This is a genomic window from Anaerococcus porci, assembly GCF_034090325.1.
GTDB classification, from domain to species: Bacteria; Bacillota; Clostridia; order Tissierellales; family Peptoniphilaceae; genus Anaerococcus; species Anaerococcus porci.
In genome coordinates this window covers 16,341-39,015 of sequence record NZ_JAXDSU010000007.1, presented here as the reverse complement: position 1 = coordinate 39,015, position 22,675 = coordinate 16,341, and the positions used below count along the sequence as shown (strand labels likewise).

General features: G+C 32.6%; 10 protein-coding genes. 1 reads left to right on the top strand and 9 read right to left on the bottom strand.

The annotated features are described in order from the left end of the window. The 9 genes from SOR60_RS01070 to lacA all read right to left on the bottom strand — a co-directional run. Nucleotides 1-105: HAD hydrolase family protein (locus SOR60_RS01070; protein WP_320594982.1), on the bottom strand; the 105-nt coding region annotated here is incomplete at its 3' end. Nucleotides 106-352: 247 nt separating this feature from the next. Then, nucleotides 353-1,567: an MSCRAMM family protein gene (locus tag SOR60_RS01065; RefSeq protein ID WP_320594981.1), complete on the bottom strand. Its 1,215-nt coding sequence runs from the start codon at nt 1,565-1,567 to the stop codon at nt 353-355. Between the two features lie 21 nt (nt 1,568-1,588). Then, nucleotides 1,589-3,703 (bottom strand): pilin N-terminal domain-containing protein, encoded by a 2,115-nt coding sequence (locus SOR60_RS01060; RefSeq protein ID WP_320594980.1) that lies wholly within the window; start codon nt 3,701-3,703, stop codon nt 1,589-1,591. Between the two features lie 148 nt (nt 3,704-3,851). Further along, nucleotides 3,852-17,711 carry a SpaA isopeptide-forming pilin-related protein gene (locus SOR60_RS01055; protein ID WP_320594979.1) on the bottom strand — a complete coding sequence of 4,620 codons (13,860 nt, stop codon included), beginning with the start codon at nt 17,709-17,711 and terminating at the stop codon, nt 3,852-3,854. Between the two features lie 607 nt (nt 17,712-18,318). Further along, on the bottom strand, nt 18,319-19,725 hold the full coding sequence (locus SOR60_RS01050; RefSeq protein WP_154539695.1) for a PTS galactitol transporter subunit IIC: 1,407 nt from the start codon (nt 19,723-19,725) through the stop codon (nt 18,319-18,321). Between the two features lie 34 nt (nt 19,726-19,759). Then, entirely contained in the window at nt 19,760-20,065 is a 306-nt protein-coding gene (locus tag SOR60_RS01045; RefSeq protein ID WP_154539697.1) for a PTS sugar transporter subunit IIB, read from the bottom strand. 11 nt (nt 20,066-20,076) lie between these two features. Further along, nucleotides 20,077-20,544 carry a PTS sugar transporter subunit IIA gene (locus SOR60_RS01040; protein ID WP_154539699.1) on the bottom strand — a complete coding sequence of 156 codons (468 nt, stop codon included), beginning with the start codon at nt 20,542-20,544 and terminating at the stop codon, nt 20,077-20,079. Between the two features lie 8 nt (nt 20,545-20,552). Beyond that, nucleotides 20,553-21,083 carry a galactose-6-phosphate isomerase subunit LacB gene (lacB, locus tag SOR60_RS01035; RefSeq protein ID WP_154539701.1) on the bottom strand — a complete coding sequence of 177 codons (531 nt, stop codon included), beginning with the start codon at nt 21,081-21,083 and terminating at the stop codon, nt 20,553-20,555. Between the two features lie 28 nt (nt 21,084-21,111). Next, entirely contained in the window at nt 21,112-21,564 is a 453-nt protein-coding gene (gene lacA, locus SOR60_RS01030; RefSeq protein ID WP_154539703.1) for a galactose-6-phosphate isomerase subunit LacA, read from the bottom strand. 819 nt (nt 21,565-22,383) lie between these two features. Between lacA and yajC the strand changes: the two genes are divergently transcribed. Next, nucleotides 22,384-22,659: a preprotein translocase subunit YajC gene (gene yajC, locus SOR60_RS01025; protein ID WP_154539705.1), complete on the top strand. Its 276-nt coding sequence runs from the start codon at nt 22,384-22,386 to the stop codon at nt 22,657-22,659. Nucleotides 22,660-22,675: the final 16 nt, after the last annotated feature.

Here is a 22,675-nt window from a genome sequence, read left to right as displayed (position 1 = left end):
TTTTAAGGAATTTAAGGCAATCTTTGTCTTTTCGCTTATACTATCCTTATCTAGGGAAATTAAGGTTCCGTCTATATCAAAAAATATTATCTTTATATCTGTCATTTATTCTCCTAATAGTTTCTCTTTTATTTATAATATGATGCCTGCTTGTTTTAGTAATCGCCCTATATTTAAAAATTCAACTTAAACAATTTCTTTGTTTTACTCACAATAAAATCATATAATCCTTTTCTATATTATAACATTTTATTTTTAAACTAAAAGGGACAAAAGGGACGTTCCTTTCTGTCCCCTTTGTCCCTTAAAAAAAGACTGCTGCAAAGGTTGATTTGCAACAGTCATTATTTTTCTAATCTCTGGCCCTTACAGTTTTTATACCGTAGGCTATTAGGATTAGGCCTATTATAAATATTATTAGTATTTTGACATCACCTGTTTTTACAAGGGAGCTTGTCTTTTTTCTTTGACGTGATCCTCCACCTGGTGTAGGTGGGACCTTTCCCTTGTAGTTTTTAACTTCTATTTTCATTTGGTGGGAGTTTTCTCCAATTTCAAAGTTTATTGGATCTGTTTTTAGGATGTAGTCCTTTGTTGGGGTTTTTGTTTCTATTAGCCTATAAGTTCCATATGGGAGTTGTTTGGTTTTGAAAATTCCATCTTTACCACTTGTTAGTGTGTAGATTTTGCCATTTTCTTCGACATCTTCAAAGATTTTGTCTGTTTTGACTTGGACTTTAAAGACTGCCCCTTCTAATGGGTTTTTGGTATCTCCATCTATCTTTACAAAGGTGAAGATATTGGTTCGAGAATCTTTCTCATTTTCAAAATCGACTGTTTCTCCATCTTTTAGAAAGCTTGTTTCTTTCCCCTTATTTTTTTCATATCCATTAAGGGGACTTGTTTCTATGAATTTTGCTTCTTTTTCAAGGCCTTTGACTTTAATCTGTCCCTTATCGTTTGTGATAAGTTCTTCTATCTCGCCTTCTTTATCATAGATGTAGCCATCATCTGTATTTTTAAACTTGAGTGTATTACCTTCTTTATCAACTAGCTTAAATCCTACACCCATAAGAGTATCTTTGGTATCCTTGTCTATTTTTCTAAGGATTATATCATGAACTACAGTCTTTGGAATAATAGTAGCAGGGTTGATGGTTGTTTCATCTATACTTACAATAAAAGGTTTGAAAGTTTTTTCTTCTGTTTTAACTTGTCTAAACAGATAGGTTCCATAGGATAAGTTTTCTACCTTAATTAAATCTTTTCCATCTTTCTTATCACTGACTTTAACTGTTTTTTTCTCACCAAATTTTTTATTTAGGTCAGCTTCATCAACATTGGAAAATTTATTTACAAGCTCTTCAGCCTTTTTTTCATAGTCTTCACTATTATAGTCTATCAAGCTTTCATCATCAATCTTCCAATAATCAATAGCAGCTTCACTATTGTCTACTAAAATATTTAGGCTATTTCCGCTTTTAGCAAAAGCCAAAAGAGGAGTAACTAGGTATAGGACTAAGGCAAATACTAAGACTTGTCTTAGTTTTATATTAACTTTTTTCATATTACTCCTCCATGTATAAACTTATGCTTCTTTTTTATTTGCTTGGATTTTGTATGCAGCAAGACCCATGATTGCGATACCTGCTACTACGAATATAAGTGAACCAATTCCACCAGTTTGTGGGATTGAAACTTTCTTATTCTCTATTTGCTTACCATAGCCAGCGTCTTTATTATCTTTGTTGTATTGAAGTTCTGAGTCTACTCCAGCGTATGAACCTTTTTCTACTGTGAATTCTGGTTTGTCATTTCTTGCAGCATAGCCTTTTGGAGCTGTTTTTTCTTCTAATTTATATTTTCCATAAGCTAGACCTTGGATTTCAAATCTACCTTGTCCATCAGATGTTACAACTACTACATTTTCATCAGCCTTTTCTCCCCAAGTATAAGCATTTGCGTTTTCTTTGAATGCCTTATTGTAGTCTTCTTGAGCTTTATCAATTGCAGCTTTTGCTGTTGTTCCTTTATCACCTTTTTGATCTTCAGCTGATAGATTATTATAGTCTGCTACTTTTTGATTTAATGTATCTTTTGCTGTTTTTACAGCTTCTGGACTAGTTTTAGCAGCTACTAAATATTTGCTTCCATCTTCATTTGTAATGTAGAATTCTGCTCCAGCAAGTCTTTCTTGTTGGTCACCTGGTTTATTATTTGTCTTTACAAATTTCTTACCACCATTTACAACCTTTGGTTCTGTTGGGTTAAGTGGTTTTGGATTGTCAGATCTGTGGTTTACTACTATTATAGTTCCATCTGCGCCTTTTTTGAATTCAGATTCTGAGCCTGATGTTGTTGCAATTTCTACAGCCTTATATTGTTTATCCTTTTTAAGACCCTTCCATGTGTAAGTCTTACCATAAACAGGTGGGTTTTTTGGATTTCCAGGAATACCATCTCGACTAGTAGAACCTATTGTTACTGTTCCTTCAAAGGTATAGCCTTCAACTTTATCAAGGTCACTTTCTTTTACATCTTCTCCTGTATTTGCATCTACAAGTTTAAATGTTGCAGTTTCACCTTCTGCCCATTCTCCATCATCCCATGATTTATTGATTGTCAATTCACCATTTTCATTTGGTTTTGTTGGGTATGGTGTTGTTCCAAAGCCTGGTTTGTTACCATAGTGGAACATAATGTCGTTGGCTTCTGGTATATCTACTACTGATTTAGAGTTTACAGTTGCAGTATATGTTAAGGTTACTTCTACAGCTTCTTCTTTTTCATTGACTTTTTTAATGCCTGCTTCTGTAAGACTAGCTACGAAGCCCTCATCTGTTTCTTCTAATGTATAATCTGTATTTTTTTCTAAATTATCTTGTCCAACTTTGATTAAAAGCGAACCTTTTTTGAAAGTTAGACCACTTGTCATCTTATCATCCCATTTAGCTGTTTTTAATTTTGATTTAGCAGGGATTTTTGTTTTAACTTCATAAGGTACTTCTTTGCCAATTTCTGCTGTTACTGTAGCTTTTTTCTTTTGGTAGTTTTCATAAACTGCACCAGCTTTTGAGCCTGCTTCACCGTCTTCATCAACTTTTAAATCATTTTCTTTTGCAAAGTTTTTGTCGATTTCTGGCTTATTTTCTGTATTTTTTGGATAAACGTGAGCGTCAGCTACGATTCCATCTTCATTTACTAAAGGAAGAGTTAGAAGTGTAGGTACAGCTTTTGAGCCTGTAAGTACGCTTTGACCATCTTCGCCCTTGTATGTTGATTTTGTAAGGTCTTCTACTATTCTATATTTACCTTCAAAACCTGTTGTTGTAAATTTAAGACCATCTTCTGTTGTTAAACCTTCTTGTCCATTAACATCTTCCCATTGATCATTATTGTTTACATCAACTTGATCTTCTTGAATATTAGCTTTTAATTTTTGAAGTTTGAAGTAAACTCCAGGAATTTCTTTTGCTTCTGCATCAAAGAAAGTTCCAATATCTGGAATTTTATTACCATCATATCCTTTTTTGTTTACATCATGATTTTTTAATGCAGTTTCTGTCAAAAGAATTTTATGCACTGTTACTGTATTTGTTGTTGTTGCATTACTAGGTGCTGCATTAGCTTTTGCGAATGGTTGTACTACTATTCCAAGTACCATAGCAAGAGCTGTTAAAAATGACAAAATTTTGTGTTTCATATTTTTCTCCTTTTACCCTTTTTGTCAATTTGCCTTGATAAATTTTTGGCTTTTGCCTTATCAATTTTTATAAGTTTAAAACTTATAGTTAGAAACATTCCTACTTTTATAATTAACTCAAAGGACCCTTTGAGGGTCTTTTGAGTAATTAACTTAATTTCTCTTTTTTCTTAGAGTAGCTTAGAACAGCTAGTATCATTAGAGCCAATCCAATGATTGTAAATCCTATCCAAACTCCTGGTCCACCAGTTGATGGATAGACTGCCTTCTTATTTTCTATTTGCTCTCTATTTTCATCAGAGTTTTCTAATTCTTTATCCTCTAGCCTACCTTCTAGGTCTTCTTTATAGATTTTTCCATTTTGGACTTTGAACTTATAGGCTATAGGTTTAAGATTTGCATAACCTCTTGGAGCTTTAACTTCTTTTACTTGATAGTCCCCATCTGGGATTGATTTAAATTCAAATCTACCTTTATCGTCTGAAGTTACTGTCCAAGCTTTATCATTCATGTTAGTTGGATCTACTTCTTTGCCTTCTTTTGTTATAGTTAGGTAAGTTTCTCCAATTTTCTTTTGAAGTACAAATTCTGCACCTTGAAGTTTAGTTTCTTTATTTGTAGAATCTACCTTCTCAAAGTAGATATCAGGATTTTTCTTATTTTCTAAGACAAGTGTCATATCATATTGGTTTCTTAATAGATACTTGTCATTTGCAAAGCCTGGATTGTGCTTATCTTGACCTTGGCTAATTGAACTGTCATATGCCACGTACTTATCTATGCTTTCTGTGGTTTTAAATCCACTAGCTTCCAAGACTCCATAAGCAAGTCCTGCCCCAACTTTACCATCTTTATTGTATGGCATATCTACTATTACTAGGTAGGTTCTTTGAGGATTTGTACTTGACTCTTCCGATGAAGATCCTTCAGGAGTATCTTCATTGCCTTTGTTTTCTTCTATAACTAGGTTTATTGTATTTTTATCATAGGCTAGTTTGAAGTTGGCATTTTTGTCTATAACTGTAGGAGCATCAAGCGTTGAAGTATTATTGACAGGAATTACCCTTACTTGGGTGTTAGAGTCATTTAGTTTTACTCTGCTGTCTGCTCTTATTCTTATGTCTTTTTCTGTGCCATTTAGTTTTACAAGGTTGTATTGCCTAAAGACTTTTTTGTCTTTGTTGATACCAACTATTTTGCTATCAAGATTAGCTGATGATTGACCTTGTAAGTTTGTAACTGTTGCATCTTTTATTTCTAGACTATCATCAAAGGAGTTGGTCCATAGGATTTTACCATCACGAGTTACTTCAATCTCCCAAGTTTTGTCTGTTTTATTGTAGCCGTCTGGAGCTTTCATCTCTTTTAAGGTGTACTTGCCGTAGGCTAGGTCTTCAAATGTAACTTGACCCTTGCTATCACTTTTTAGTGTTTGGTCATTATAGCCTTCTACGTCTTTTCCTTCTAATAGGAATTGTGCTCCTTCAAGTGGATTTCCATCTTGATCTAGCTTTTTAAGTTTAAGGTCTGCTCTCTTGTAGTTTGCAATAATTTGCTTATTGTCTAAGATATCTATGAAGTGACCATCTTTGTCCACCTTGAATGATGATACTCTTTTTTCTGGAAGTTTGTATCCATGTGGAGCCTTAGTCTCCCATACTTCATAGCTACCTTCAGCTAGACCTTTCCATGAGAATTTACCATAGACATCTGATTTTCTTTCTGATCCCTCAACTTTTACGCCATCTTTTCTTAGTTCAAACTCAGCCCCTTCAAGTACTCCTAGTACATCTAGGTCTGGCCTATGGCTAGTTTCACCAGTCGGATTATCTGTATTAGCATTTGAGATGACCCCACCATCAATCTTGGTGTATTCTATTACGTTTTTGTAGTTTACGAAGTTAAACTCAAGCTTACCTTCTCCACTTGCTCCTGGCACATAGAATTTAGACCATGAATGAGTCTCCCCAGTATAGTCAGTGTAATGTGTCCATCTAGGACATGATGTTGTCTTTCTACCATATGCATCAAGGCAATAGTATTCTCTATGGCTATAGTTTACGCTTGATAGCAATGATGTAGCCTTAGATGAATCACTTAGCTTACCCTTTATTTCTAATACATAGGTTGAATCTTCATCACCTCTAGCATTGAAGTATTCTTCTGGGAAAGTTAACAGTTTAGTTTCATTTGGATTGTAACCAAGAAGTCGGTTCCATTGGTCATAAACAGGTACATAGTGCGTAGTGAATCCATCACCTATAAATCTTAGGTCGCTTCTTGTAAAGTCTACTGCATTAGATTGTGGTAGGTATCCATTTCGCCAGTTTTGAGCAAAGCCCCTGCCAGTTTTCTTATAAATCCTAACAGATAGACTATTTGCATCTATAGGTTGGTTAGTAGTAAATGTTAAATTCTTGTTATAAAGAGATTTGTTCCATAAGTTGTAATAGACAACAGCTGTAAAGGTCTTTTCCTTTGGATCTACTCTTAGATTGTACATCCATGCATCAGTTGTTGGATTCGCATAGCTTCTAGTCCCTTGACCATCAAGCATTACACTATAATCTACCCTTATATTGTCAGTAAAGATTTGATCTGCTTTTGCATATCTTGGTTTTCCAATTGTTACTCTTATTGGAAAATCTTGTGTGTGATCTATCTTTATCCTATCTGGATATAGTTGAATAAACATCTGCATATCTTCTGGTTTATAGTTTTCGACAAAGTTTGTAAAGGTATAGGTTATAGATTTTCTATCATCATTGATTTTTGCCTTGGCAATTTTTCCTGATGGACTCATCATATCTAGGAAGGATGAATCTGTCTTTCCTACTCCATCGTTGTCTTTAACTATTCCATCTAGGTCAACATTATCTGAGAAATTGACGGTAAAGGTATCTCCAGGTTTTACCATTTCACCTTCTCTTAATTTGAATCTAAACTGAGCGAAGATTGCCTCTCCTTCATTAGGATATACAACTTGTTCGCTTTCGCTCTTGCCACCTACTGACTTGACAGAAGCTTGCTTTCCATCAAAGATTAACCTATCAGATACATCTTCAGGATTTGTTGGATTGTCTGGGACAGTCCAACTTTGATCTCCTATGAGTACTGGTTTTTTCTGTTTATCAAGCATATAACCATCTAGGGTTGATGTTTCCATTAACCAATAGAAGCCATTAGGTAGGTCTGTAAATTCTGCCTTACCTTCAGAGTTTGTTGTTTGTACAAATGAAGTACCATCTATGGATGTTAGGGTGAATTTTACTCCTTGAAGTTTTTTACCTTCTTCATTGGTTTTGTTTATGCTAAACTTACCCTTTCCTGGTTTGTAGTTTACTATCTTAGTCAGACGAGTTTTATTTTCATCACTTATTTTTTGATAACCATGTTGGGTTAATATTTCTATATCATCGTCTATTACTCTAAATTCTTTTACTGAACCTTGTGGTTTCATATAGCCATCTGGAACTTTTGTTTCCATTATTCTATAATAACCATCTTTTAGATTTTCAAGCTTAAATTTACCATCTATATTGGATTTTAACTTATAATCATCAAGTCTATTGTAACTTGTTTCATATACTTTTTCTCCATTCTTTATGATATATCTTTTGCCTGTTTCTTTTTCTGTCATTATCAAGTCTAGATTTCTTGTAACTGGATAATAATCCTTAGCTGAATCATCTTGTCTTTCCAAGACAAATTCTACATTTGCTAATGGCTTATCTGTTTGTTTATCAACTTTAGTAAACTCTATGCCTATTTTTTTGTTTACAATCTTTAATGGTCCATTTACCTCTACACCTCTTAAAGGAGTAAGAGGTGGAAGTGTTGAAATAACGTCCCCTGTTTCATCGATTGGTCTATTTTGCTTATCAACTAAGATTGAGCCGTCTTCATTTAGCACTGCCACAAGCATTGCTGTAAAGGAGCCATTTTCTCTTGTAAATTTTATCTTATATTTTTTCAAAGTTTTTTGATATCCATCTGGTGCCATAAGTTCTTCTAGGATATATGTTCCTTCGGATATATCATCTACTTCAAACTTATAAATGTTAAGATTTGGATCTTCAGCCAAGTTTACTTCTTTTGTATAAGTTTTAGCATTTTTGTTTGTATTATCATCAGCGGGCGATAATTTTAATTTTAAATATCCCGTTTTAATATTATCATAATTATTTGGTCTTGGTCTACCATTTAGTGATATTTTTGAAAAAACAAAATAATCTTTTTCAAAGTTTCTTATCCAAAAATCACTGGCCTTATCTTTTCTGAGGCTAGGTTTTCCTATTTTAGGGATATTTGCCAAAATATAATCAAAATCAGCAAAGTTTTCAACTCTTTCATACTCTCCATTATCATTTAACTTAAGTTCATAGAAGGTTTTTTGTAAGTGGTTATTTCCATCTTCCTTAATTTGGATAACAATATATCTATCCATTTTTTTGTATCCAGTTGGTGGACTTGTTTCTGCTAGGGTGTAGACACCCTTTGATAGGTCTGTTATTTCAAAAGCACCATCCGATGATACCACTTCATATGGGGCAGCTATTGCCTGACCAGATTTGGCCTTATCTAGGTCATCTGGGTCATTGGAGTTTTTATAAAGGGTAAACTTTGTTTCTGATTTGATTGGGTTTTCCGCTTTATCACTAACCTTTTTCCATTTAAGATCTGTTGTATTCTTATGGTTTATAAGTTTATTTCCATAAGGGCTAAGACTTAAGTTGTCAGATTTATCGAAGTTATTTTGTTTGTATTTTTCATCATAGGCTTGATCATATTTTTCATAATATGATTTCTCTCTTGTCTTATCATATATAACTTCAAGACCATTTTTGCCTTTTTTAACTTCTATTATCCACCTATATTGGCTACTATTGCTTGAATAACCTTCTGGAATTATTATCTCTTCTAATTCATAGATACCTTCTGTTAGGTCGTAGAAGTTTACAGAACCATCAGTTTGGGAACGAGCTTTCCTATAGTAGGCTGTGGTTGCTCCACTTGTAGAATCAACCCCTGTTCCTTCTTGGTATTTTCCATTATAGACTCCCTTAAACTTTCCATTTTCATCATATAGGTAGCCTATTGTTTTATCTTCTGAAGCTAAATCCCCATCATGGATTTTATCTCTTACTTTCTTTAGGCTAAAGACTGCATCCTTAAGCGGTGTGTCATCTTCTTTCAGCTTAGTGAAGTTAAACTTGGTTTTCTCATAGTTTATGATTTGGTAATCTGACTCATCTTTTTTGTCAGTGACCTCTTTTATGGAAAGGTCATTTTTATTTTCTGAGACTATCTCAAGTTCACCTGTACTTTTATCTTTAACTTTTATAGTAAAAAACCATGGGTTAGGTTTTTGGAACCTGTCTAGGATTCTAGTTTCTTCTAGTTTGTAGCGTCCTGGTCCAAGATTATCGAAGTTAAATCTTGAGTTATCGTAGGAGTAGATAGTTTTTTCATATCCTCCTTCGATTTTTTCACCTTTTTCATCAACTTCACTTAGTTTAAAGTCTGCTGCCCTAACTTCTTCTCCCTTGTTATCCAATTTTTGGAATTTAAGGTCAATATAGGACTTGGCATTTGTTATTGCAGACAAGTTACCATTTTGATCGGTCTTATAAGGGTATGAATCTGCCTTAACTACTTGTTTCCACTTACCTTGTTCATTTTCTGTGAAAGTTATAGTAATATAACCATCATTTTTCTTATAGCCTTCTGCAGGGGCTATCTCTTCTAGGATATAGGTTCCTTCTGGGATATCATTAAATTCAACTCCTAGAATCTTATCAGATATTGCCTCTTCTTTATAGATTGGGTCACCTTTCTTGTGTATTACAGCCTCATTTTCTATAATATCTTCTTCATAGGTGTCCTCTACTGGCTTATTACCGAAAAAGCTTGTTTGGACTGTGCCATCCTTATTTGTTTTTACCTTAATTAGTCTAAATTTTGCACCAGAGATGGTATTATAGTTAAGATCTACTTTTTTAAAGTTTAGTTTAGTTTTATTCTTGTAGTTAGTTACTTGAACATCATGGATTTTCTTATATGGGGCATCTGGTCTTGCAGGGTATGATCTTCCATCATCTGCTACTATCTTGGCATATTTGTTAAATACTGGATCATCTACTCCCAGCCCCTTAATGGTTGTTCCTATGAGTTTTTGCTTTTCTTCATCACTGATAGCCTTATTGAAATCATCAGATTCAGAGAATGTATGGCTAAAACCAAAGTCTATGTTCATGTAGTCGGCATCTCTTGGGCTTTTGTCTTTGTTAACATAAACCTTAAAGTACCACTTCATAGGATTGCCATCTTTATCTTTTGGAATTTTGTAAGAAGCATCTGGAGTTTTTATTTCTTCTAGTTCGTAGATTCCTGGAGTTAGCTCTCTAAAGTAGTTATCTCCCGGCTCACCTGTTGCTTCTGATACAGCGTCAAATTCTTCATTATAGTATTTTGGATATGTGTAATTACCTGTTGGCTTTCCATCTATATACTCAGGTGCCTTTTCTCCATTTATTATCTTACGTGCCTTAAATTGTGAGCCTGTTAGAGTTCCCTTGTTTGAATTTACCTTAGAAACTCTTAGAGGAATCCTAAATCCACTCTCATCATTATTAAAGATTTCTGTAAGATTACCATTTGCTATTTCTATAGTTACTTGATTTGTATTAGGATCGACTTTCTTAAAGTCAACTGGATAAACTGATACAGTTTCAGTTGCCCATTCATTTGCATTTTTTTCATCTCTAGTATAGACAACTCGATATTGCCTACTAGGGTCAAGATTAGCAAAATCAAGGCTTCCTTGATATGGGGCATCTTTAACATCTGCCACATCTGTCCAAGAAAGACCATCACCTACTTGAAGTTTAATACTTCCTGCTTTACCACTTGGCACTGTCTTATCTTCATTGCCATCTGTTTGATTTAAGTAGGTAAAGTTTACTTTAAGATTTATATCTCCTTGTGGGGTAGGAGGATTTACTTTCTCATTTCTTCTTATGATAAGATTATTTGTATCAAGATTTTCAAAATCGCTTGAATTCTTTTTGTCTGGTATCCATTTGAGAATATCATGAATCAAGTAATCTTGGTTAACTGAAGCATCATCATCTAATCTTAGCTTATAATTTATTACATACTCTTCACCTTCATTTGCTGTATTATTAGGGCTTGGTATATCAAATCTATAGATTCCATCTGCTGTGTTGGCTGATACCTTGCTTAATGGTTCTTCTTGTCCATTAGATTCTTTGTTAAAGCTATTAGATATCAAACTAACATGAGGATCTGGTCTAATTTGTAATTGTCCATTTTTAAGAAGTGATTCTTCTATGCTTGTGCTAGGACCTTTTTTTACAAAGTTGTCTTCTACTAACAAGCTATCAAAGAAGTCTTTTTGTACATATGGGGCAATATTTTTTACCCATTGATTACCTATCCAATAGTTAGTTGCCTTGAAGTCAAAGTAATCTATACCACTTATAGCCTTATCTGCCATATAATCCCTATATCCAGTATATGCTCCTGTATTGTCAGGATTTGTTAGGGTATCAACATGGCTTACCCAGCTTTCATAGCCTTTAAATGCTGATGTTATCTCAGATTGCCTATACTTATTGTATCCACCTTCCGAGAATCTATTAGAAATATTTCCATTATGGCTTGGAAGATTTATTACAAATTTTTCATCATAGCTAGCATCATTTGACATAATACTATTAACCCAAGAATTAAAGTCTTTTTTCCTAGTTACCATTAGCATATATGATGAATCATCGGTTATTGTATTTCTTTGGCTTACCCCAAAGGCTGTTAGGTAATCTCTTATCTTGGTATCTTCTGTTACAATATTGTTCGCTCTTATTAGCTTCATCGGATAATCTTCTTTTCCTAGATAATCATAGTCTGCAAGATTTACCTTATCAAGAAGCATCTTGTTTTGATTAGAGACACCTGAATATTGGATAAAAGATATATCTACTTGTGAGCCATACTTTTGTGCTGTATCTCTTAAGTCTGTTATAAACTTATTTATATTACCATCCAAACTTGTAGGACTAGATATAAAACCTGAATTTGAAGGGTCCTTGTCCCTATCAACCAACATTACTACATGGATTTTCTTTGGCCTTGTTTTATCTTCTATAGTTGTTCTAATCTTAGGTATTATAGTAAGTTTAATATCTCTTGTTCCCTCATCAGTATTTACAGCACTAGCATCTACATCGATATTTGCATTTTTTGTATCTACAGAATAAAATTTAGAGTCTAAATTAGCTGAACTTACTGCACTTAGGCTTTCGATATTTGAAAGATCTAGACCTGTATTTTCTAGTCTAGGACTATTTAATACCATTCTTGAAAGTTCAGGTGTTAGATTTATTTTTTGTCTTGATTTTAGAACTGTACCATCATCTCTTACTAGGATATACCAAGGGTTAGGATCTCTTTCATAACCAGCTGGTCCTCTATACTCTTCTAGAACATATTTTCCAGGTTTTAATTGGTCGAAAATTATTATACCTTGATTTTTTGGAAGCTCTTTAGGATCTTTTCCTATTTGCTCGTTTGGATTGTCTGGATTTGGCTTTGTTATAGCTTCTCCCGGACTTACCTTTTGTATATATTCTTCAGCAAAACCTTGGGCGTTTTTCTTTATCTCGAAATCATCAGTTGCAGTGTAGAGTCTGAAGTATGCTCTTCTCAAACCAACCTTGCCCTTGTATGGAGCAATTGCATCTCCTGTTTTCTTTATATACAATTCTCCGAGTTTAGCTTCTTTTTTATAATCTATAACTCCTTCAAAGATTGCATGTTCACCATATTTGGTATTGTTGTTAGGATCTCTTACTATAACTTTCATTTGACCTTCATCGGCTATGGCTTCTGCTTCAACCTTTAGTAGGATATCATTAGCTTTTTTATAACCTTTAGGAGGATTATTTTCCCTAAGTACGTAGTAGCCACCGAATTCTAGGTCATGAATTTCAAATTGATAGTCATATTTTTCTTCTTTAAATACCCTATCTTCTGAATTTGTCTTAAAGATATTTTGTATTATAGGCTTTTCATTTATTTTATCACCTATGATTGTTCCATAATAATCAGACTTGTATAGGTCAAAGCTTACAGGCTGACCAATTTCATCTACAAGTTTTTCATTTGCCAAGATAGGATTATAAACACCATCACTTGATGCCAAATACTTAGCAAAGTTTATATCAATTTTTCTGATATCATTTCCTATTTGATAAGCCTTTGTACTTCCACTATTCTCATCGGACCTTATAATATCATCTAAGCTTACTTCTTCTAGTTCTTCTACATCCTTATCAAGGTCTTTTTCTGTTGGGATTTTGTAGAGTTTGCTTTCAAGATTTCCTTTACTATTTTCTTTTACTACAAGTTTCCAACCGAAGAAATCTACTTTTGAATATCCCTTTGGTGCTTGAAGTTCTTCTAGTAGGTATTCGCCTTCTGAAAGATTGTCAAATACGAAATATCCACCATTTTTAGCTTGTTGACCATCTATCAAAGCAGCTGGCGGGTTAGTTTTTTCTGTATTATCAGAATAAACTTCCTTGAGGTAGAACTCATTATCTATTGTTCTTAGAGAATAGAGCCTAAATTTAGCATTGGATAGGCCTAGATGTTCATGACTTGGGTCAGCTAGGACATCCTCTCTAACTTTCCTAAATTTTATACTTGTTTTCTTAGTTTCATTTATTATTTCGTTTTGATTTGTCTTGACATTGTATATGTTTTTGTCTACAAAGCTTACTTCTACCTTTTTCTTACCTGCTGAATCTGTTGTCTCTTTAGCTTCTAAGATTAGCTTAGGGGCTTTTTCATAGCCTTTTGGAACGGATGTTTCTTCTAATATATAGAAGCCCTTTGGCATTTGCTCGAATTTGAAATCACCATAAGAACCTGTTGATTTTTGTTGGTAGAGTAGACTTCCATCAGTTTTAGTATCAAAGTCTGTTTGGTTTGCCTGTGCCTCGCTTAGATTTGTAGCTTTAAGTTTTGTAAGAGTAAATTCTGCTCCATCAAGCTTGGTATGCTTGTTTTTCTTGGTGAATTCTACCTTACCGAGGTTATCTTGGATATTGGTTACCTTTATTTTAAGCTTATCATTGTCAAGTTCTACAAGCTTTCTACCATCGGCAGATGTTGGTACCTCGCTTAGCTTTACTTCTGTCTTATAGCCATCATTTACATGAATACTAGGTAGGTTTTTGTAAAGGTATGGTCCATCGTCTGGGTTAATTTCTTTTCTTTCTACTACTATCCTAAAAGGCTTAATGGCTTCATAACCTTCTGGTGCAAGCTCTGATACCCTGTAGGCGCCTGGTTTTAGGTAAATTTTACCAGAGTCTTGATCATTTGTTTTGTATTTTTCTACCTCACCTGTATATATATTGGTAAAGATGAAAGTTGCTCCAGAAAGTCTGGTCTTGCCGTCTTCTTTGAACTTATCAATTTCTATTGGTTCTACTACATGAGCTGATATTAGCTCTTGGTATTTACCAGGATCAGTATGGGAATAAAATATTAGTTTAACTGATTTTGCCTTATCCTCTGACCAGTCACTATTGTTACCATATGATGCCTCAACTAGCTTTATAATATCATCAGCATATTCGATTTGAAGATCACTAACTGGAGGATAGTTTCCTATCCTTGTTTCATTGTCCTTTAGCATCCTAAATCTATTACCATGCTCATCATATGTCATACGGCTTTGATCAGAGCCTTCAAATTGCTTTTCTTTTTTCGAAGTTCCAGATATATTTGGACCACCTAGGGTGTAATCGACCTTCCAAGAATCCGAATTGTAAGTTGATGAATTAGAGAAGTAATCTCTTCTTATATCAACCCCATCTGTATAGTGATGGATTACCCTTTGAAGCATAGAGCTTTCCACTTGCCTATGCATGATTTCACCTGTTTTTGATGTGTAGTTTTTCTTAACTTGTTCACTATAGAAGAAGATTCTTTTCATTAAGTCTTCCATAGCTTGACCTTGGCTTTTAGAACCGTCCCTATTATATTGTCCATATTCTTGTAATTTCGGAACAAGTCTGTAACCAGATGTATTGGAATTACCTTTGACATTTTCATTAAGTCTTGATATTAGGAAGTCTCCTGATGGATTTTCATTTTTATCAAGGAAGATCCCCTTCTTGCCCTTGATGGTTGGATCATCTGTACCACTATTAAAACATAGACCCATGTCAAAGTTTCTATTAATCCTCATTATAGTATAAGGATATTCCATATAGGCTATAAAGCCATTCATAAGCTCATCTTGGCTTATCTTTTCAGTATATAGGTCTATATATCCGCCTCTGTCAAGAACTGATGAAGGATCAAAGATGTCATTTTTCTTTTCTTTGATAGTTGTCCTCATGTTGTAGGTATCATTTCTTGAGCCTGTTTGGTTTTCGTAAGTATAGGAAACAATAGTACCTGGGTAATATCTTCCATTATCAAGAAGAACATCCCTTACCCTAGTAGTTCTTCTATATCCTCCATCTACAAGTGGTACGAAGTATACTTTTGTCTTGCTTAAATCTTGTTTATCTCCTATTCCATTTAAGAGAAAATCAGGTGTTTCAAGGCCTAAATCTTCATCTTCTCCTAGTCTAATAAGGTCTTGAGCACTCCAGTCAACTCTATTGTCAGTAACTCTATTTGCTACTATGGTTCTTGTTGAGTCATAGAAGAAATTTTCATTGGTGAATTTATCTTGATAAGCATTGTTTGCAACTATGTTTGTTTCTATAAGGTTAAATGGTACATTAGCATATGTTTGGGCTTGTTCAAGTCCCTCTATCCACTTAAAGATTGTTGGGATTTTCCTAAACTCTTCAAGTTTTTTATCAACCATAGCCTTAATATAGTTGGTGTCTGGGTTTAGCCTAAGTCCCATAGAATAGGCTTGGTGGATTTGATTAGAATCTATAGGAGCTATAACTCTTATGTATAGTTTATCTCCTAACTCAGACTTATTTATGGAAGTATTATCCATAAGAAGTTCTGCTTCTTTATCTGATGTTGTATAGCCACTATTGTAGTCATTTATAGGGCTGGTAGATAATTTGTATTTGAAATTTCTAAGTCCTTGTGCAGCTGAGGAGAATAGGCTTATGTTAAGCTTACTAAAGTCGAGATTTTCTCCTTTTGTGCCTGCTAAAGGACTAGTGTCTACTTCTATATCCCATAAGACATTTAAGTCGTTTTGGTCGATAAACATAGATGAACTTCTATTTCCATTTGAGTCTATGATGCTTTGCTTGGATGTCCAAGAAAGTTTGTATGGGTAGACTGTTTCATCGCCTGTTTGCTCATTTATAATATAACTTGTATTTCCTATTACTGGAGATGAGTCGGTTAAATTAACCGTCTTTGTAAGTAGGTCTTGCTCTGGGTTATTTTTTGGAGCAAGGGAGATATTTACATCTATGCTATCACTATTTCCAATATTATCTGTATCAAAGGCTAGGCTTTGATTTATATCTAGATTTATATTAGATTTTATAGACCTAACAAAGGTGTATCTAATATAGTGATTGTCTCCATCTTCTACATAAGATGGAGTAGCTACTACCTTGCCAGAATTATCTTTTAATTGCTTTAGCGAATATGTGCCATCTGCTTTTAGATAAGGACCTATTTTTAGGTCAAAATACCAACCAGTAGGTATAGGCCAAGTAGATGTTGCCATAACTTGTAGGCTAGTATTTACTTGAAACTCCTTATCAGAAAAACTATTAGATACCCTTAAATTATTTGGTCTAAAGTTTTCTTCCTGATCTTTTTTTACTAAGTCCTTTATTGCCTTATCATTGGCAGACATGAGTTTTTCTTCTTCATCTGGTGTAAGGATATATTTTTCTCCAAGCTCATGGAGAAGGTCTTGAATTTCTTTGATACCGTTTTTAGGATTAGCTAGAGCGTCTTTTAATTCTTTATCTGCCTTGTCAAAGTTTGAAGGCTCTTCTTGTTTCTTTTCTTCCGATTTTTCTTCTTGGTCTTTGTTTTCTTTTTCAGTATTAGCTTCTTGTTCAGCCTTTTTATCTTCTTCAGTCTTCTCTTCTGTTTTTTCTTCAGACTTTTTATCTTCTTCTGTTTTTTCCTTTTCAGTATTTTCTTCAGCTTTCTTATCTTCTTCTGTCTTTTTTTCTTCAGTCTTTTTTTCTTCCTCTGCTTTGGACTTTTCTTCCTTATATTGCTTAAGAAGGCTAAAGTCACTTTCTAGGGAGTCTGTATCATATTTTTTTACCTTATCATCTGTTAAAACTGCAAGTAGGTCTCCCTTATTTTTAATCTTTAGATTTCCCTCACTATCCTCTTCATATAAGTTAAAGTTAGGATCAGGTGATATGTATTTATAGAAATCTAAATTGAAAAATAGCTTATCTTTTTCTTCTGCAAATCTTGTATATCCTTTGTTTTCAAAATCAAAGTTATCTAAAACTTTTAAGTCTATATAGGAATAGTTTTTGCCATATTTCTTATCAGGCTCTCTACCTTCTTTTATATCAAGGTAGGTTTTTTCATCAACTATCCTAAACCCCTCATCTTCTTCTATTATTGATATATCTAGGTCAAGGCCTTGGTCATTGAGGTCCTTTTTTACCCTATCATATTCTTTGCTTGCTTCTTCAATAGTAGAAAAATGCCCTTTTTCATACAGGCTTATATCATCCCTATTTACAAGTCTGAAAGTACGGGTTTTATCTGATATACCAACCGCTATTGAAAATTTATTCTCATCTTCTTCTCTTTTAGCAAGATCGTTTAATTTATGGGAAATTGTAATAGAAAGATTGGTATCAGAATCTGTCTTTAAATCTTCTATTGTTTTTATGGTATTTGGGTCTAGCTCCTCAGCCTTTGATGGAAAGGCTGGAATCATAACTTGAAGAACCATAAATAGTGCCATCAAAAACGACATTACTTTTCTCAGTGCTTTTTTCATATGCTCTCCTATTCCTATGTGGATATACAAGCTTGCTTTAGCTATCTTTGCACTATCTAAACTAAACCTAAATTTTACTGACCAAGTCGGTTCAACTTTTTAATAAGTTCGAAGCTTATATGGGCTTTAAGTTAGTTTATTGTTTTTCAGCATTTTAATTCATTTTACTTAAGCTTATGTAGTTTTTTTATAAAACTAACATATTTTAAAAAAACCGATAAAATTCACAAATATTTTATTAATATTTAAAAGTTTATTTAATTATATACCTAAAAATATTTTAAGTCAACAAAATTCTCACATATTTAAGTTCCCAAAATTGTTTAAAATTTTTTGGCGATATCCTTTTCATATGTCTTAGTTTACAGCAATTTTCAATTAATTATTATTGTAGCTGTCCATACAATAATATTATATATTTAACAATGATAGGTTTTCTGCTTTAAAGACTTTTTTAGAAAGTAGGCTATTATCATATAGAAATACATTTTTCAAAATATTTAGCAATAAAAAAGTAGATGAAGTTTCCAAATATCATCTACTTTTCTATAATCTAAGCATTCATTCTAGAGTAATTTCTCATAATTATTATTTATAATTTTATATTCTAATTATTATTATTTTTGTATTCTTCGTTTCTTAATTGCATTTGTTTCTTATACCACAAGAATAGTAGTAAATAAACTGCTATAACTGCTAGAGCTATAAGAATCATTTTTCCACCTTGTCCATTAGCAAGTCCAACAAAGTAAGCTACAAATTTTTCTATAGGTCCTTCAAGTGTTGAGTGTGTTATTAGTGCTGTACTTGGCAATCCTTCTGGGAAGGCATGAACTGATTTAGCTGCTTCTGTTACATATGGTGCAATTAATGTGCCTGACCATAAAAATATTGGCAACATGAACACACCTATGATAATCATTCTAATAATTTTACCTCTTGTAACTACTAAAAGTGATGGTGTAAGTCCCATAGCTATGATTCCACCTAATGGTAGAACTTTATTTCCAGGTAAAATTAAAGCCATAAGTAACATAATAGGAGCAAGAATATTTGCTGCTGCCCACATTTCTGATCTTCCTGCAACGAATGGCCAGTCAAGTCCTATGTTAAGTTTACGTCCACCAAGTTTATTGTTAGTAAAATCTGCTATTCCTTGTGATAGGGGTTCTACTGATTCTATAAACCATTGACCTATAACTGAAAATAGCTCCAAACATGTAGCTGCTGTAAATGCAAGACCAAATGTATCAATTATTGGCATTCCAGCTAGTATACCTATAAATAGTCCTAGATAAATTCCTATTGCAAATTTTGAACCCCAGAAGCCAATCTTTGAGTTAAGTTTTGCAGCATCAAAGTCGTATTTATCTAAAAATGGAAATAATTTATCAATTATTTTATCAAATACCATAACAATAGGATTCATCATGTAGTTCATGTGGGTTGTTGTCATTGGATTGTCTTCTGGAGCATCTAATAAGTCATTAAATGTTGGTTTCATAAGATCTGAATTTATAATCTTTAGTACACCTATAAATATTACTAAGATTGTAGCAACTATTAAATTTGCTCCCATATATATTGCGAATAGACCTGTAATAGCTAAGTGCCAAATATCAAATATATCTACATCTAATGTATTTGTCTTTTTTAAAAATAGCATTACTAAGTTTACAATAATCATTACCAATAAAAAGTATAGGGTATATGGTGAACCCCACGTAATTGTAGCAAGTGGTGCCCAACCTACATCTGTAATACTTAACTCTACTCCTGTTCTTTCAACAAATTGTTGTAGAGCTTGTGAGAAATTAGTAGTCAATATTCCCATTATTGCTCCAATAGCTGTAATCGCTATCGCAAGTTTAATACCACCTTCTAAAGCCCTCGAAAATTTTACTCCTACCAATACAGATATTAATGTTAATACTATCATCATTAATACTGCCGGAGTCATAAAGTCCATAAAATTACCAAACAAGACATTGGCAAAATCAATTATAGCTTTCATCTTTTTCTCCTTAAATCATTTTTGAATTGTGATTTTATTTTAAATTGTTTTCTTTGATTATTTTTTCAACTTGATCATAAACTGGTTTAGCCATAGCTGGCATTCTATAAAGAATAGGACCGGCATCAACTGTAGGAGTTTTTACATCAAAACCTAAATCTGTTTTTGAAATTCTTGCAAAAATATCATATTTGCTTAGCATATCCTCAGTGATATCCTTTACCATTACTGCATCACATTTTAAAGCATAACCTCTATTTTTCATTTCTGTTTCCATTGCGTTTTTAATTTGATGGCTAGAGTTAACTCCAGCTCCACAAGCTGCTAACATTTTAATCATAATTTTTCCTCCTAAAATTTTTCCTTAATAAAATTATAAATATAATCAACGTCGTTCGATTCAAACATTTTCCCAATATCTTCAGTTTTTGTAACAAAATCCATTATCTGAGATAATATGTTAGTTTGTTCTCCACCACTTTTATTCAAAATCATAAAGGCAAAGTCGACCAAAATCTCTTTATCTGGCTCAATCATATTATTAAATTTAAGACTATTTTTCAATTTAATAGGTATGATTTTTGTTACATTTACTGTAGATGGCTCTGTATGTGGAATGGCAATGTTTGAAAGATTAGGATTAACAACAGACATATCCATACCTGTTGGATAATTCTTCTCTCTTTCTAAAATCATTTCGTAAAAGTTTTCTTTTACAAATGATTTTTCTAGAAGCTTTTGATAAATATAATAAAACAAATCTTCCTTATTTTTTGCATCAGATACATATATACAATCTTTATCAAATAGTTCAGTCATTTTAATACCTAGTCGTGATAATAACCTTTCTTCCATTTTTCGATATATTCATCAAAAAACTCATCATTGTTTACTTGGTTTTCTTTATCTTTATCATATTTATCTTCAAGAGCCATTAATTTATCTATTAATTTTTTGTTTTCTTCTGTTTCTTTGTATTTTGAATTTATAAATGAATCAACAATTTCTAAAGCTAAATCTTTGCCGACTATCATTCCACCGAAGGCAATTACATTGGCATTTAATTCTTCTCTTGCGTATTGGGCTGTTATACAGTCCCTAACCAAGGCACAACGTGCACCAAATGTTTTATTTACTGCTGTTGATATCCCAACACCTGTTCCACATAAAACTACTCCAAGATCACATTTGCCACTTACTACAAGTTCTGCAACTTTTTTCCCATAAATTGGATAATGTGTTCTTGTATTATCGTAAGTTCCAACATCGACTACCTCATGTCCTAGACTTTTTAAATGGTCTGAAACTTGCATTTTTAAACTTGTGACAATATGGTCACAACCTAAAGCTATTTTCATTATTTCTCCTTGAATTATATAGTTAGTATTATAGCATCTTGTTAAGCATGTCTATCCTAATTTGATGACGTCCACCATCATATCCATGGCTTAAAAAACTCTTTAAACAACTTTTTGCAAGAGCTTCACCTACAACTTCTTGTCCTAGGACTAATATTCTTGCACCATTGTGTCTTTTTGTCATAAGTGCTGATCTTTCATCAGATACTTCGGCAGCTACTATGCCTTTGAATTTAGAGCATGCCATATAAGAGCCGGCACCATAGTTATCGATTACAACTCCTACTGAGCTATCATCTGTTTTTTCTTTTAGTTGACTATTTTCTTCTAAAAGCTTTTCGCATACAACAGATGAACTATCTACGAAGTCAAAACCATCTTTTGATAAATCCTCATATTCATATCCCATTTTTTCAATCTCATTTTTAAGGATATCTTTTAATCTTTTACCATTGGTGTCCGATGATATATATATCTTCATGACGAAACCCTCCTTTTTCTTTTTTGTTTATTTTTGTTTACTAATGTTCTTTATATAAAGAATATACCATTCTCAAACAAATGTCAACACCAAATTTGAAAAAGTTTTCAATTATTTATGAAATTTATATAAACTAAGTTATTATAATCTGATTAAATAGGGCTTTTTGGCTAAAACACCCTAATTAAATAAGGATAAAAAAATCTAGGATAAAAATAAAATTACCGGCAAGCACTGACTATGACAGGAGTTTATAGCTTTTTATAAGAATATTAAAATTTACAGTCTTTTCATTTTCAAAAAAACATTTCCCTAACTTGTATTTTAATGAAAGAGCTAAGATAATTTTAAAAATTATATATTATAAGAGGAGATAAAAATATAATATAATAATTTTTTTGTATTTTAATATATTTTTTTAAAATTTATTATTAAAGAAGCTTAAAGACTTGTTTTGTATCGTTTTCATATGTTTTTTATTTATTTTATTTTCTAATTTAGGCGATATTCTTTCTATATATATTTATAATTTTTGTATCTTTTTAATATTTTTCTCTAATTATTATCTGAGCAAAATTTATAAATTTAACAATCAATTTTTTTATAAAACTTTGACAAAGTAATATAATTATATTATAATAATGGTAATTACCAGGTTAGTATTTACATCTATTTATCTTTTACTTTTATATGTTTTAATATACAAATTTAAAAGATAAAGGCTTAGAGTTTTTGTTTTTTTATTTTTTCATTAGGGAAAATGTTTTAACAAATGCTTTTTTAGTAAATATTAAAATTTATTTAATGAAAGGAGGTTTAATGTTAGCTGATATTGCAGTCACATCCTTGGTATTACTGGCATTTATTAGTATTTTTATATTAATAAGTCAAATAATAAGCCACAAGAATTTAAATAAGAAAAAAAAATATTTTGAAGACTTACACAAGAATTTAAAACCTGGCAAAAAAATCATGTTAACTGATGGTATATATGGAGAAGTTATTTCTTTGAAAGAAGACTATGTTATTGTCAGTATTGCCAAGGATGTAGAAATCAAGGTTAGTCGTTACTCAATTAGTGAAATTTTAAATTAAAGAGGGGGAAGTCTAT